The sequence below is a fragment of the Thermoflexus sp. genome, from assembly GCF_025055495.1.
Classification (GTDB): domain Bacteria; phylum Chloroflexota; class Anaerolineae; order Thermoflexales; family Thermoflexaceae; genus Thermoflexus.
This window is the reverse complement of sequence record NZ_JANWXB010000021.1, coordinates 1-14,500: the sequence shown is the minus strand read 5'-3', so window position 1 is coordinate 14,500 and position 14,500 is coordinate 1. Positions and strand designations below refer to the sequence as shown.

The window sequence follows — 14,500 nt, the reverse complement described above, 5'->3', positions numbered from 1 at the left end:
CCTCCTCGCCCGGCGCGGGCATTGGCCGATAAGTCTCAGTGGAGATCACCGATACCACGCCCGGCAGGCCTGCCAGCTTGATCAGGTTGGCATCCCGGATCTGGCCGACCGCCCAGCGGAGGCCGTTTAAGGGCCGGGCGTAGACCACCCGTTCCATGAGACGACCCAGATCCGTCGGCTTCACCATCAGAACCGAAACCAGGACGGTGCGGCCGGTGGGGCTCTTCGCCCTTTCCCGTAGCTCTGGAGCCAGCTTCTGAAGCGCCTCCTCAGAAGCTGTCTCTACCTCGGGATCGGTCTTGGATTCGGAGGGGGCTTCAGGTTTAGAGGGGGCTTCAGGAGGATATATCCCTGGCCCAGAGGCCGTTGAAGACACCGCTGCTGAGGATGAGGAGGCCACATCGAGAGCAGGGGTGATGAACGGAGCCATTCCCATCTGCGCGCCTGCAGACATCGGTGTCGCACTAAGCGTTATCGCCAGCGCAACTACCAAGCGAATCCAGCGCGCAATATTGGCGTATTTCATGAGTCACCTCCCTGGAGACAGAGAGGGATGAGGGCTCTCTTTTGGCGTCTCGTGGATCTCCGAGATCCAGAGTAATGATGGGGATTTGGAGTGGGGAGCGAGCAGGAGCGCGAAGCGCATAATCCTTTTAGACTTGTCCGGTCCCGGGGATTGGAGCAGAAGAAGGCACCCACATTCACTGGGGGAAGGCCTCCCGGCCCCCGCTTGCGGTCCCTTATCCAGCCGGGGCGGCCAAGCGTCTCTCGTCCGTCTATCCCGCATCCGCAGCTCACCCATCCAGAGCACTCCGGGGAACTGTGGATCCGATCGTTATTGTACATGCCAGAACTGGATTGTCAAGTGCTTCGCGGCTTGAGCGGCTTCCTTATGCGCAACGTGTGGATCCTGGAGAATCCAGGGGCTCCGTCTGCTCTTCGTGCGCGGCCCCTTTCATCACTGCGCCGGAGGAGCGCTGCCTGTGTCCCCGTTTGTAATTTGTTTCTAACGGCGCTAAAAGTCCCCCCCGCCTGAATTCCGGCTCTGCAGGTTGCGGGGAGGGAGAAGATGATATGGTTCAGGGATGGGCGAGGCCGCTGAAGGTGGCCTTGCTCACCTTCAAACTTCCCCCGGAAAGAAATCAGCGAGTTCGTCCAGAGGTCAGTTGGGAAATCCTTTGCAAAATGGCCTCTTTAAGATAAACTACGGATGCCATGGGCAACTTCCAAGCTCTCCCCAGGGTTTTGAGGCTGGGATGTTGCCTTCGGCGGAGCCTCGGCTCCAAAAGATATTTTTGCTCTCCCTGCCCTAGGGCCCATGGGACCTGGGGCAGGGAGAGAGGGGTCTGATCCCTTCCCTCTCGAAGGCGCTTGGATGGGACTTGATGCCCGAGGTTGCCCATGGCGTAAACTCCAGGAATTTGGAATGGAATTCCCTCCGAGGCAGAGTCGAGGGCCTTCGGTGCTTGAGCTCCGCCTCAAGGCCCTCCAGGGGAAGGCGAAGGACGTTGAGGGTCCATTCGCCCTTAGTCCAGCACGGAACCCTTACTCCGAACTCCAAGATGGGAGGAGGTCTATGAAGCAGCGACCAGGGATTATGCTAACGCTGATGGCCGGGTTGATCCTGGGCGCGATCGGATGTCAGCCCTCCTCAAGCCCGGGTCCGATGCGGGTTCGCTTCGGAGCGCTGCCGATCCTGGATGTCCTGCCGGTCTACGTGGCCCAGGTCGAAGGTTACTTCGTCCGGGCGGGTCTGGAGGTGGAGGTCGTGCCCGCGGCCTCGGCGGCGGAGCGAGATCAGCTGATGCAGGCCGGGCGCATCGACGCGATGGTGAATGATACGGTCTCCACGCTTTTCTACAACAAAGAGAAAGCCCAGATCTACGTGGTCCGTATCGCGCGACAGGCCTATCCGCAGGCGCCCCAGTATTTCATCCTGGCCAACCCCAACGCCGGGATTAAGAGTCCTCAGGACCTGAAGGGGGTGGAGATCGCGATTTCCCAAGGGACAGTCATTGAGTATATGACGGATCGGATCCTGGAGCGGGCTGGGCTGAAGCCCGGGGAATACCGGACGGTGAACATCCCGCGGATACCGGATCGGCTGCAGGCCCTGGCGGAGGGTCAGGTGAAGGCGGCCACGCTTCCCGATCCCTTTGCGACCCTGGCGATCCAGCGGGGGGCGAAGGTGGTCGCCGATGATCGCGAGGTAAGGTCGATCTCCCTGAGCGTGCTCAGCTTCCGGGCGGAGGTGGTGGAGAAGAACCCGGAGGTGGTGCGGCGCTTTCTGCAGGCGTGGGATCAGGCGGTGGCGGCCATTCAGGCGAACCCGGACAAATACGCCGGCCTTCTCTCCGAACAAAAGCTGGTGCCTCAGCCGCTGGTGGGAACCTACCGGCTCCCCCCATATCCGGAGCGCGCGCTCCCGAGTCGGGAGCAATTTGCGGATGTGATCGCCTGGGCCCGGGCGAAAGGATTGATTCAGGAAGATATCCCCTATGACCGGTTGGTGCGGGAGGTTCGTTGAGAGGTCCCTCCAGGGCGGGGCGACCGGTCGCCCCGCCCTGGAATAAATGGAGAAGAGCCTGCCTTTTGAGCTGCAGGGAGAGGAAAGTTGCCCCTCAATGCGCCGGACGAGGCGGTTCCAGATATTTCCCCAGGATCGGCGCCAGATCGCGCCGAAGCGATTCGGGGACCAGGGAGAGATCGGTGGCGAAGGCGTGTTGCAGAGCGTTACCGCAGGCGCATGGCCGCTCATCCGGGAGGATGCGGGCCAGGACCCGAATCGCCTCTTTGGCCAGGGCCACGTTGGCGGCCAGGCGCTGGATCACCATCTCCGCGGTCACTGGCTCCTCGCTCTCATGCCAGACGTCGTAATCGGTCACATGCGCCATGGCCGCATAACAGATCTCGGCCTCGCGGGCCAGCTGGGCCTCCGGCACCGCTGTCATGCCGATGATATCGGCCCCCCACTGCCGCCATACCCGGCTCTCCGCCTTCGTAGAGAAACGCGGTCCCTCAATGGTGATAAAGGTTCCCCCTTTGTGCACGGTGCCCCCGACGGCTTTCACCGCCTGGTAGACGTATTCGCTCAGGTGGGGACAAAAGGGATCCGCCATGGAGATGTGGACCACCAGGCCGTTGCCGAAGAACGTATAGGGGCGCTTCCCCTTGGTCGCGTCGATCAGCTGATCGGGGACGACCACATGGCCGGGGGCGAATTCTTCGCGCAAGCTGCCGCAGGCGCTGACCGCAACGATCCGCTCGACCCCCAGCACCTTGAGGGCATAGATATTGGCGCGGCTGTTGATCTCGCTGGGGGCGATCCGATGGCCGCGCCCATGGCGAGGGAGGAAGGCCACCCGTCGTCCCTCCAGTGTTCCAATAATGATGGCATCGCTGGGATCCCCGAAAGGCGTGGAGATCCGCACCTCCTCCACATCTTGCAAGGCTTCCATCTGGTAAAGACCGCTGCCCCCGATGATGGCCAGCTTCACAGGCTCTTGCGCCATTGGAAGATCCCCTCCTGCAGGATGCTCTACTCCAATGTAGGAGTTACGCCGTTGAAAGCGGAATGGCTATCGCCGGAAGATTCCACCCCTCGCATCCCCTCTTCCCGTGGCTCCATGGGCCCTGGGGAAAGGAGAGAAAAATCCTTTTGGAGAGGCGAGGGGGAGGCCTTTGGCGGCCGGCTCCGCTCCCAAAGCTCCTGGAGAAGATCAGCTGCGTAACTCCTAAATGCATGGTAATCCAAATCGGGGAATTGCGCAGCGGATCTCCCACGGAAGTCGGCGCCCCTGCTGAGTGCTTTGTCCAGCTATAGGCTGGGGATTTGGGGAACTGAAGCCAGCCTGAAAGGCCATGGCCCCTCCCCCCTTTTCTCTCCTCCCCATGGCCCTCCAGGTCGTAGGGAGGGGAGAGAAAAAATCCTTTGGGTGCGGTACGGGGGGCCAAAGGCCTCTGCATTGCCCCCGAAAACCCCCAAATGAATTTACGGATGCAGAGGGTGTTCGGAAAACGGAAGCCTCGCCAGCCGGGCCGGGACGGTTCGCTCGCCGGATCGAACGGAAACCCAGCGGCCGGGCTTCGCATATTCCCGCTGCACGTAGCCGAGCCCAATGGGACCCCATCGAGGAGAACGGACCACGCTGGTCAACCATCCGATGTCCCGCCCTTCCGCTTCCAGGCGGGCGCCTCCCATCGGGATCTCTTCCGCCAGATAGAGGCCGATTAACCGACGTCGGACTTTCTCATAATGCTCCAGACGGGCGATGACTTCCTGTCCGATGTAGCAGCCTTTTTGAAACGAGATGGCGAATCGAAGACCGGCTTCCAAGGGATTTACAGCTTCCGTCAGCTCTCGACCCCACGCCGGGATCCCCTGTTCGACCCGCCAGATCTCCCATGTGGTCTCTTCCATCGCCGGCACGCCCTGCTTCTCCAGATGCTCCTGTAGCGCCCGGATGTGGGCGGGAGATCCCACGATCCAGATCAACGGTGGGAAGTCGATCCGCGCGGCAAGGACTTCCATGCCCGCCACCTGGATCGGCTGGCTGGCATAAGAGACCTCAGGGGCCCATCCCAGGCACTCCGTCGCCCGGGGGCCGATCAGCCCGATCGTCTCCCAGCGGTCGGCGCCATCCTCGACCCGAACCCGATCCCGGAAGAAGATATACTGTCGTAGCCACGAAAGCAGCACAGGGCCGGCCCCAGGGGAGGTGAGGAGCAGCACTTCGGCTTCCATGGCCCAGGCATGCGTCCAATCGACGATCCGTCCGATGGGGGTGGTGAAAACCGTGGGGAGGACCATGCCGGGCTGCATGGCGCGGAAGTCGTTTGTGGACATCCGTTGCAGGAAGGCCAGCCGATCCTCTCCCTGCACCAGGAGCCGTCCCCACCCCGCCGCTTTCCACAACGCCACATCTGGCCATGACGCCCTCTCCTCGCGTTCGATCGCCATAGACCCCTTTCCCTCCTCGCCGGGGTGAACATCGTTCGCTGGTGGTGTTCATGTTGCGGTCGATGAGACCCTCTTCGACCTCTGCGAGGGCGGCAGATCCGAGGGAGGTTGAGACCGGAGAGACCGCCTTGTTTATCTTATTCGTTCTCCTCCAGGAGGCCTTTCAGCTCCGGAAGGGAGCCAAGAGAGATCGCGGGGCGGCAGCTTCGTTGCCTATCTTGTGATCCCCGGATTGGCGACCGAGCAGAGATAATTGTAGCAGGAGTTCCGCCGTTGGAAGCCGGTCGGACGGGGTGGAATGGTCCCTCCGCATCCATCCTCCCCATGGCCGTTTGGGTCGCAGGGAGGAGAGATAAAAGACGCCATGTGCAACGTTCAAACACTCCCACGGGTTTGGGGGCTGGGACGCCGCCGAAGGCGGCGCCCCTAAAATCGCTGGATCGGGGTTGGCGGGTTCAGTGATAAAATCCCTATGGGTCTATCGAAAGCAGAAGAAGCGTAAAGTTAGGCAACCGTGAGTTGAGCGATGAGGGCGCATCCCGCAAGGATGGCCATCGTATGGTTGCTCCTGCCCGGTCTGGCCGTCTCCCTGGTGCTGGCCTGGGCGGAGGCGGAGCCGGTTCCTTCTCCGCTGTGGGGCCCCAACACGGTTGCGAATACGGACGGCAGCGGCTTCGCCCAGCAGGAGCCCAGCCTGGCGATCCATCCCCATGACCCGCGGAATCTGGTGGTGGCGGCGAAAGATTTCCGTCGCACCCAGGATATCACCCGTGAGGTCTGGATCTACGCTTCCTTCGACGGCGGGCGATCCTGGCCGATCCAGCTGCCCTTTCCCGGGCTGCCCCCTACAATCACCCGGCAGAGCGATCCCGTGACCCTGGCTGCAGAGGATGGCCGTTTCTACGTCTTGGTCCTGGGCGCCGGGACGCCGGCTTATCGCCATCATGGGCTTTTCCTGACGTGGTCGGAGGATGGGGGGCGCACCTGGCGGAACGCGGTGACAGTGATCTCAAATCCATCGACGATTTTCGATGATAAGCCGTGGCTGGCCCGCGATAACCGGCCTGGCAGTCCCTTCTACGGTCGCCTGTATGTGGCCTGGCGCCCTATGCACGCGGATGTGCTATGGATGGTTCATTCGACGGATGGCGGGCTCTCCTGGTCATCTCCGGTGACGGCGACGGAAGGGGAAGGCGTTCAGGGGGCGATGCCGGTGGTGGGGGCGGACGGCGCTGTCCATTTGTTCTATGTGGAGCCCATGTCTCCCACGGCGATAGGGGAGATCCGCGTGGTGACCTCTTTCGATGGCGGACGTTCCTTCTCTGCCCCCCGAAAGGTGGCCAGCGTTCTCCAGCCCCCCAGTCCGGTGCAGCTCTATGACCAGTGGCGCCTTTACACGCTCCCCAGCGCGGCAGCGGATCCCTACGACGCGAATCGGCTCTATGTCACGTGGACGGAGCTCTCCGTTCGAGAGGATCTGGGAACAGAGGTCGCCTTCGCGCGCAGCGAGGATGGTGGTCGAACCTGGCGCGTATCGGAGCCATTCGCCGCCCCGGGGGACGCCATGCATCCCATTGTGCGGACGGATTCCCGCGGGTGGGTGCATCTGTTCTGGCTGGACCGCCGGCGGGATCCGCGAAACCGCCTGTTCGATGCCTTTTACGCGTATTCTCCGGATGGCGGCCGGACCTGGAGCCTTCCGTTCCGGATCAGCAGCCGCTCCTTCGACCTTAATGTGAAGGTGCCTCCCATCAGCCCGGCCCCGGGAGATTATTGGGGCCTGGATGTGGTCCAGGATCGAGTGTGCGCTGCCTGGAGCGATACCCGATTCGGGGATGAGGATATTATGGTGGCGTGCGGGATCTTTCCTTCCTCTTCCCGTCTGTTGCTTCCAGCGGTTCCGCTCTGGTGAAGGAAGCCCCGGGGCGAGGATGAGCTCCTGGGCCTGCTCCATCCCCGGGGAGCTATTCGTTTTGTGGGCGTTGGCGGCCGCCAACGCCCACAGCGGCGCTCTGTCCCTCTTTGATTTGGAGGGTGGTCGGAGGAGGGATGATCGTCCTCTCCATGGGCTTGGGTTCCCTCCATCCCCTGTTCATAACTGGTCGAAACGGTCGTCCAGTATAACCGAAGCTGCGAACGGCGTCAGATGTTCATGCATCCGGTTGCGGGATCTGGATGAGACACCATGAGGACGATTCGGCGAGCGACGGCGCAGGCGCATCCGAACATCGCGTTCATTAAATACTGGGGGAATCGAGATGATCAGCTCCGGCTTCCAGCGAACCCCTCGCTCTCAATGAATCTGGGCGCGCTGCGCACCGTCACCACGGTGACATTTCTCGAGGAAGAAGGCCCCGACGCGCTCATTCTCAACGGGATCCTGGTGGAAGGCCCAGCGCGGGATCGGGTGGAGGCGTTCCTGAACCACGTGCGGAGGATGGCTGGGTTTCGGGGACGGGCGGTGGTGGAATCCAACACGGACATCCCGGCTGGGGTGGGGTTGGCTTCCTCAGCGGCCGCGTTCGCGGCGCTGGCGGCGGCAGCCGCCACAGCGCTGGAGTTGGCGCTTTCGGAACGCGAACTCTCCATCCTCGCCCGGCTGGGCTCCGGGTCGGCTTGCCGCTCCGTGCCTCCGGGTTTTGTGGAGTGGGTGGCCGGGGATCGCCACGAGGATTCTTATGCTTACAGCATCGCTCCGCCCGAGCACTGGGCGTTATGGGACGTGATCGCCATCGTCAGCGAACAGCACAAGGCGGTCGGCTCCAGCGAGGGCCATCGACGGGCGGCCACCAGCCCGCTCCATACCTCCCGGGTAGCAACGGCGCCCGACCGAATCGCTCGCTGTCGGGAGGCCATTCAGCGAAGGGACTTCGAGTCCCTGACGGAGATCGTGGAGACTGATGCGATCTGGATGCACGCCGTGATGATGACCTCACGGCCCCCTTTGTTCTACTGGGAGCCAGCCACCCTCATGGTCCTGCAGGCCGTTCGTCGCTGGCGGGACGAAGGACTGCCGGTGGCCTTCACCCTGGATGCCGGGCCCAATGTGCATGTGCTTTGCCCAGCGGAGGTGGCCGACGAGGTCATGCGGCGCCTTCAGAAGGTGCCGGGGGTGCAGCGGGTGCTGTCCAGCGGCCCAGGGGGTGGAGCCCGCCGTATTTGGAATTCGTGATCCGTCCAGCCTGACCCTCGAAGGGTTCCGGGTAGCGGCCCTACTGGCCACCCCGAAATCAGGAATCACCCGGTTCGCCTGTTCATACTCTGTGCAGCGAAGGCTGAACGAGGGAAGAAATCCGTTCCGCCGGGTGCGGGCCGCCTTTCGACGGCCCACACCCGGCGGAAATAAAATAACGCCATGGGCAACGTCCGAGCGCTCCCGCGGCTTTTGGGGCTGGGATGCCGCCTTCGGCGGCGCCCCAGCCCCAAAAAGATTTTTTTAGAGGGGAGGGGCCTGGCCTGCTTCCCTCCCAGAGGTGTTTGGATGGGATTCGACGCCTGAAGTTGCCCATGGCGTAAATGATTAGACTTGTTGGGTAATGGGCGAGGAGAGGTCTTTGAGGTAAAGCATCATCGCTATAGATTGGAGCGATCGCCGGATCATTACTTCGGCAGGATAAAACTTCAACAGAAAGCCTGATGCGGAGGAACCATGACCGAGCCGATCATTGGAGTGCCATGGGGGCTCCTGGGGTTCCTGCTGGTCTTGGGCCCTTTGATTTTTTTCCATGAGCTGGGGCATCTGCTGACAGCGAAGCTGGGAGGGGTTACCGTCGAGGAATTCGGATTCGGTTTCCCCCCACGCCTGGTCACCTTGGGTCGCTGGGGGGAGACCGTGCTTTCCCTTAACGCCATCCCCTTTGGGGGCTTCGTGCGGTTGCGAGGGGAAGACGACCCGAACGTCCCCGATGGATTCGCCGCCCGGCCATGGCCATGGCGGCTGCTGATCCTGGCTGCTGGCCCGTTGATGAACATGCTGGTCGCCTGGGGGGTGCTGATCCTGGTCTTCCTGCTGGGGGTTCCCGCCCCTCAGGTGCAGATCCAGGAAGTGGCTCCGGATTCGCCCGCCGCCCAGGCCGGTCTTCAATCGGGTGATCTGATCATCGCCCTGGATGGGGTTTCTGTCTCCACTACTGAGGAGGTGCGGAGGCTTGCTCAGGACCGTCGGGGACAAACCGTGACCCTGCGCATCCGTCGAAGGGGTGGGGAGCAAGAGGTTTCCGTATATGTGCGGCCGAACCCGCCTCCCGGTCAAGGAGCGATGGGCGTCGTTATCGCCACAGTGCCCGATTACAATCGGATCCAGCGCTTTGGCGTTTCGGGGGCGGTCGCGCGGGGCACGGCGATGTTCGCTGCGCTGACCGCACAGCTCTTCAGCCTGCCTGCCCGGATTGTGCTGGGGCTCGTCCCGCCGGGCGTGCTGGAACCCGCGGGTCCAGTTCGGATCGGAGCGGAGGCTGGCGAGGCGCTTCAAACCAGTGTGGAGGTGGGCTCGCCGGATGTGTTCCTGACCTTTATCGGGCTGATCAGCCTGGCCATCGCGTTCACGAACCTGTTGCCGATCCCTGCCCTGGATGGCGGGCGGATCCTGTTTGTCCTGGCGGAAGCTATCCGGGGCCAGCGGGTGGACCCGCGACGAGAGCGGGTCATCCATCTGATCGGCTTCTTTCTCCTGTTGATGCTCCTGCTCTTCCTCACCGTCCGGGAGATCGGCGAGCTCTCCCGACCAGCAGGCCCGTAGAACGTTCTTTTGCATCTTCGATATGCCGCCTCCCCGAGGGCCTAAACGCCTGAAGAAGGGTAAGGGCACCGCACGCGGTGCCCTTACCCTTTGGGTGAGGTTGCCTCCAGCGGTCTCATCCGCCCGCAAATCCCTACGAAGTCGAAGGCACGATCGGTTCCAGGGAAACACGAGCTGTCTGGAGGTTTCGAGGTGGCGGCGCGGTTGACTTCGTCGCCACTCCGCTGCCCCAACTGGATGAAGGGTGCAGAGAGAGGGAAGCCTGGGAGCCCAACTTCCTGAGAACGGGATTGTCCCATGCGGGAAGCATTTGCGAATCGACCGGTCGTAGCGACGACGTTTTACGTGCGCTATGCGGAGACCGACCAGATGGGCATTGTGCATCACAGCGCCTATCTGATCTGGTTCGAGGAGGGGCGCAGCCAGTATATGCGCGCCTGTGGAGCAGACTACGCGGAGATCGAGCGCAGCGGAGCCCTGTTCGCCGTAGCGGAAGCCCACGCCCGCTATGAGGCCCCCGCCCGCTATGGCGAACGCGTCACCGTGCGCACCTGGGTGGAGGAGGTTCGCAGCCGCGCTATCACCTTTGGCTACGCCGTCTACAACGCGGACACCGGGATGCGCTTGGCCACCGGCTGGACCAAGCACGTCTGCCTGGACCGCGACGGCCGGGTTACCGTGATCCCGGAAATCTGGCGCTCCCTCCTCGCCCGGGGGCCTCACGCCGATACGTTTGGGGATCAACGGGTGTGGGGGGAATCGGAAGACAAGGGGGCTCGTTAGGGGAAGAGAGGAATGAATTGAGGGGCGGGTGGCGATGCCTTCGGCGTCGCCGCCTGCCTCCATAATATGGAGGATTGGAGGCGGGGCGCGTTGCTGGAGGTGGCGCGCTCTGCTCCTGAAACCCCGGAGCTCGAACAACGCTGCCGGAGGAACGACCGATGGAATATCGAACACTGGGGCGAACGGGCCTGAAGGTCTCGGCGCTTTGCCTGGGAACCATGACCTTTGGCTGGACGGCGGATGAGCCCACGGCGCATCGGATCCTCTCCGCTGCCGTGGACGCGGGCATCCAGTTCATCGATACAGCCGACATCTATCCCTACTGGGCGCCAGGGGCATGGGCCGGGCGCACGGAGGAGATCATCGGCCGCTGGCTGAAGGGACAGCGGCGCGATGCCTTGGTCATCGCCACCAAGGTGCGCGGCCCGATGGGTCCAGGCCCCAACGACCAGGGGCTCTCCCGAAAGCACATTATGGCAGCCGTGGAGGGGAGCCTCCGGCGGCTGGGCACCGATTTCATCGATCTCTATCAGGTTCATTGGCCGGATGAAGAGACGCCGCTGGAGGAGACCCTTCGTGCCCTGGACGATCTGGTGCATCAGGGGAAAGTGCGTTACATCGGGGTCTCGAATTTCCCGGCCTGGTTGCTTTGTAAAGCATTGTGGATCAGCGATCGGCACGGATGGGCGCGTTTCGATAGCTTGCAGCCCCACTACAATCTGCTGCATCGGGCGGAGTTCGAGAGGGAACTGATGCCCCTATGTCGGGATCAAGGTCTGGGGGTGATCCCCTACAGTCCCCTGGCGGGTGGCTTCCTCACCGGGAAATATCGGCGGGACGCACTCCCTCCCCCGGGTAGCCGTGGGGCGATCAGCACATCGCTGGCCCGCTACTTTCAGAGCGAGCGGGCGTGGCGGACCCTGGAGGAAGTCGAGCGGATCGCCCGCGAGCTCGGCAAAACGCCTTCCCAGGTCGCCCTGGCCTGGGTGCTCGCCAACCCGGTGGTGACCAGCCCGATTATCGGAGCCAGCACCGTAGAGCAATTGCAGGAGCTCCTGGGCGCAGTGGGCTGGTCCCTCCCGGAAGAGGCGAAGCAGCGCCTGGATGCCCTGACGGCCTGGGAAAAGGATTGAGGGCTGGTAAGAATGGCCTTGTCCGGTTATCAGCTGGGGATTTGAGGAACGGAAGGCGATGGCCCTTCCCCTCTTTCTTCCCCCTCTCCATGCCCCTGTGGGCCGTGGGGAATCTTTGGGGGGCGGTGGGGGGCCAAGGCCCCCCGCACCGCCCCCGAAAACCCCTAAAATCTCTGCAGGAGTTGCGCCGTTGGAGGCGCAATGGCTAGGGCCGAATGGCTTCACCCACACCCCAACACCCTCGAAGGGCTGCGGGAAAGGACAGGGGGACGGGGCGAGGGTTGAAGCGTTACAAGAACCGATCGCTCCTGGGATCGCGCGGCACAGGATTTTCCGGTTTGCCGCTTCTCTACAGCATGTCTTACAATCCAGGTAAGACAATCGAAGGGAGACAATGCCATGACGATTGTTGTTCTTTCTTCTAAGGGACAGATTGTTCTCCCCCGGGAGATCCGGAAGGCCCTGGGTGTGCGGAAAGGAGATCGCTTTGTGGTGACCCTGGAAGGCGACCGGGTGATCCTGACCCGGGTGCCCGCTCCAGCGCCAGGCAACTGGCGGTCCTGGCGTGGACGGCTGGCCGGTTCCGGAGTGCTCCAGGCCCACCTAGCCGAACACGCGGATGAGGTGCAGCGGGGATGAGCGTCTGCCTGGACGCCTTTGCGCTTCTATCCTGGCTGCAGGATGAGCCGGGCGCTGCGCACGTTCAGGAGCTTCTCGAACGGGCGGCTCATGAAGAGGAATTCCGCTGCTGGATCTCGTGGATCAACCTGGGAGAAGTATACTATAGGCTCTGTCGGGCTCGAGGGATGGAGGAAGCGGATACCTTCTGGCGCGACGTTCGTCGCTCCATACCTCTAACCACCGCAGGGATCACACCGGGGCGGGTCCTGGAGGCGGCGCGTCTGAAGGCGCGCTATCCCATCGCGCTGGCTGACGCCTTCGCGGTCCAACTGGCCCGCGAACTGGGCCTCCCTCTGGTGACTGGAGATCCAGAGATCCAGATTCTGTCAGAACAAAGAATCCTCCAGATTATCCGGTTGCCGTCTTGAGTGCGCTTGGGCTTCATCCGGCTTTTATACGCTGTTCACTTCCTCCCCTCATCGGGGCGGGGCTGGGTGCCTTCGGCGCCCGGCTTCGCCCCCAGGGAAATCTAAGCGTGTCTTGCTACGAATGTGTTGAGGATTTTGGGCAGGGGGAGTCCCCGAGCGGCTCCACCCATCTCTCCGTGGCCCCCGTTCGAAAGGGTGGGGGGTAGGCCGGATGCCTGTCCCAAGGGGATGCCTACAAGGGGTATTCCAGGGCATCCGCAGGATGCCCCTACCCGATGTGATGTATAGTTGCGGGATCCCTGCATGGCCGCCGCGAGGGAATCTCATGCGCGTGGTTCTGCTCTCGAAGGCCCTGGTGGTCGGGGCCTATCAACGCAAGGCGGAGGAGATCGCACGCCATGAGGACATCGAGCTCATCGTGCTGGTGCCTCCGGCCTGGCGGGACGAGCGCGGGGTTCTTCCCCTGGAACGCGCGCATACCCGGGGTTACACCCTGCTGGTGGAACCGATCGCCCTGAACGGGCACTTCCATCTGCATTTCTATCCCCGTCTGGGCCGGCGCCTGCGCGCCCTGCGGCCGGATCTTCTACACATCGAGGAGGAGCCCTACAATCTGGCGACCTGGCACGCCGTCCGGATCGCGAAGCGAATGGGGATCCGGACGATCTTCTTTTCATGGCAGAACCTTCTCCGTCGATATCCCCCGCCGTTCTGCTGGTGGGAACGGGAGGTTCTCCGATCCGCTGCCGTGGCGATGGCAGGCAGCGAGACGGCCGCCCGGGTCTGGCGGGCCAAAGGATACGCCGGGCCCCTGGCGGTGATCCCCCAGGTCGGCGTGGATCCGGAGTGGTTCTCGCCGGCGATGGAACGGCTGCCCCAGCCGTTCACGATCGGCTATGTCGGCCGTCTGGTTCCCGAAAAGGGCGTTGATCTCCTGCTCCGGGCTGTGGCCGGGCTGCCCGGGGACTGGCGGGTGCGGATCGTCGGAAGCGGCCCGGAGGGGCCGGCGCTGCGGCGGCTGGCCGAACGCCTGGGGCTCTCCGGGCGCGTTTCGTTCGAACCCCCGGTGCCCTCCACCTGCATGCCCGAGGTCTATCGAGGATTGGATGCGCTGGTGCTGCCCTCCCGAACCCGACGGAACTGGGCAGAGCAGTTCGGCCGGGTGCTGGTCGAGGCGATGGCGTGTGGGGTTCCGGTGATCGGCTCCTCGGCGGGGGAGATCCCCTGGGTGATTGGGGAGGCCGGGCTGGTGTTCCCCGAGGATCGGGAGGACGCGCTACGGGAAGCGCTCCGATGCCTGATGGAAGACCATGCACTCTATCAGTCTCTACGGGATAAAGGGCGGCAGCGAGTTCTGGAGCGATTCACCCATCAGCGGATCGCCGAGGCCACGGTGGCCGTGTATCGGGCCGTCGCCGCTTCCTCCTCAGTCGTCGGGGGCTTTCAGAAAGCGGAACGGGGGGGGGCCGTCCACGAATGGGGCACGAATACACGAATCATTTGTGTATTCGTGTTGAATTCGTGGCCGGCACCGCCCCTCCAATACCGTATTCTCGCCCTCCCTCGGCGAGGGCGGGGGAAGGAGGGATGAAAACAGGGATTGGGGGGGCGGCCTTACGGCTCTTCGGGCCATTGGTAGATATAATAAAAAATCTTGCGTGGGCGGGGGTGGCAGCCTTTGGCCCCAGCCCCATCCCGAAGACCCTCCGATCAAAGACGGACAAAACAGGCGGGAAACCTCCATCGCGCATTCCCCTGGCTTGCCAAATCCCTCCACCTCGACGAAAATGAATAGCCTTCGGAATTGCGTCGTGGATCTTCACCGGAGGCCCATGGT

At 63.0% G+C, this 14,500-nt stretch carries 11 protein-coding genes and 1 pseudogene; 9 read left to right on the top strand and 3 right to left on the bottom strand.

Annotated features, from left to right (window positions below):
• Positions 1-526: pseudogene (locus tag NZM16_RS00825) on the bottom strand (hypothetical protein); the annotation flags it as partial.
• A gap of 1,050 nt (positions 527-1,576) precedes the next feature.
• Here NZM16_RS00825 and NZM16_RS00820 point away from each other — a divergent pair.
• Entirely contained in the window at positions 1,577-2,527 is a 951-nt protein-coding gene (locus NZM16_RS00820; protein WP_295477824.1) for an ABC transporter substrate-binding protein, read from the top strand.
• Between the two features lie 94 nt (positions 2,528-2,621).
• On the opposite strand, the gene mtnP is transcribed toward NZM16_RS00820, so the two are convergent.
• Both mtnP and NZM16_RS00810 read right to left on the bottom strand, forming a co-directional pair.
• A complete protein-coding gene (gene mtnP, locus NZM16_RS00815) occupies positions 2,622-3,512 on the bottom strand; it encodes an S-methyl-5'-thioadenosine phosphorylase (protein WP_295452590.1) in 891 nt (296 codons plus the stop codon).
• A 479-nt stretch (positions 3,513-3,991) separates the two neighbouring features.
• Complete coding sequence (locus NZM16_RS00810; RefSeq protein ID WP_295477822.1) at positions 3,992-4,960, bottom strand: glycine cleavage T C-terminal barrel domain-containing protein; 969 nt, start codon at positions 4,958-4,960, stop codon at positions 3,992-3,994.
• A gap of 526 nt (positions 4,961-5,486) precedes the next feature.
• Here NZM16_RS00810 and NZM16_RS00805 point away from each other — a divergent pair.
• The 8 genes from NZM16_RS00805 (at position 5,487) to NZM16_RS00770 (ending at position 14,254) form a co-directional block, all read left to right on the top strand.
• The gene (locus NZM16_RS00805; protein ID WP_295477820.1) at positions 5,487-6,872 is read left to right on the top strand and encodes a sialidase family protein; all 1,386 of its coding nucleotides are present in this window, start codon (positions 5,487-5,489) and stop codon (positions 6,870-6,872) included.
• A 273-nt stretch (positions 6,873-7,145) separates the two neighbouring features.
• Positions 7,146-8,132 carry a diphosphomevalonate decarboxylase gene (mvaD, locus tag NZM16_RS00800; RefSeq protein ID WP_295452583.1) on the top strand — a complete coding sequence of 329 codons (987 nt, stop codon included), beginning with the start codon at positions 7,146-7,148 and terminating at the stop codon, positions 8,130-8,132.
• Positions 8,133-8,609: 477 nt separating this feature from the next.
• On the top strand, positions 8,610-9,698 hold the full coding sequence (locus NZM16_RS00795; protein ID WP_295452581.1) for an RIP metalloprotease: 1,089 nt from the start codon (positions 8,610-8,612) through the stop codon (positions 9,696-9,698).
• A 297-nt stretch (positions 9,699-9,995) separates the two neighbouring features.
• Positions 9,996-10,481: a thioesterase family protein gene (locus NZM16_RS00790; RefSeq protein ID WP_295477818.1), complete on the top strand. Its 486-nt coding sequence runs from the start codon at positions 9,996-9,998 to the stop codon at positions 10,479-10,481.
• A 158-nt stretch (positions 10,482-10,639) separates the two neighbouring features.
• Complete coding sequence (locus NZM16_RS00785) at positions 10,640-11,614, top strand: aldo/keto reductase (RefSeq protein WP_295452576.1); 975 nt, start codon at positions 10,640-10,642, stop codon at positions 11,612-11,614.
• Positions 11,615-12,013: 399 nt separating this feature from the next.
• The gene (locus tag NZM16_RS00780; RefSeq protein WP_295452574.1) at positions 12,014-12,253 is read left to right on the top strand and encodes an AbrB/MazE/SpoVT family DNA-binding domain-containing protein; all 240 of its coding nucleotides are present in this window, start codon (positions 12,014-12,016) and stop codon (positions 12,251-12,253) included.
• Complete coding sequence (locus NZM16_RS00775) at positions 12,250-12,663, top strand: type II toxin-antitoxin system VapC family toxin (RefSeq protein WP_295477815.1); 414 nt, start codon at positions 12,250-12,252, stop codon at positions 12,661-12,663. The genes NZM16_RS00780 and NZM16_RS00775 overlap by 4 nt, the downstream gene beginning before the upstream one ends.
• A 325-nt stretch (positions 12,664-12,988) precedes the next feature.
• Positions 12,989-14,254, top strand: a complete 1,266-nt coding sequence (locus NZM16_RS00770; protein ID WP_295477813.1) for a glycosyltransferase family 4 protein — start codon at positions 12,989-12,991, stop codon at positions 14,252-14,254.
• Positions 14,255-14,500: the final 246 nt, after the last annotated feature.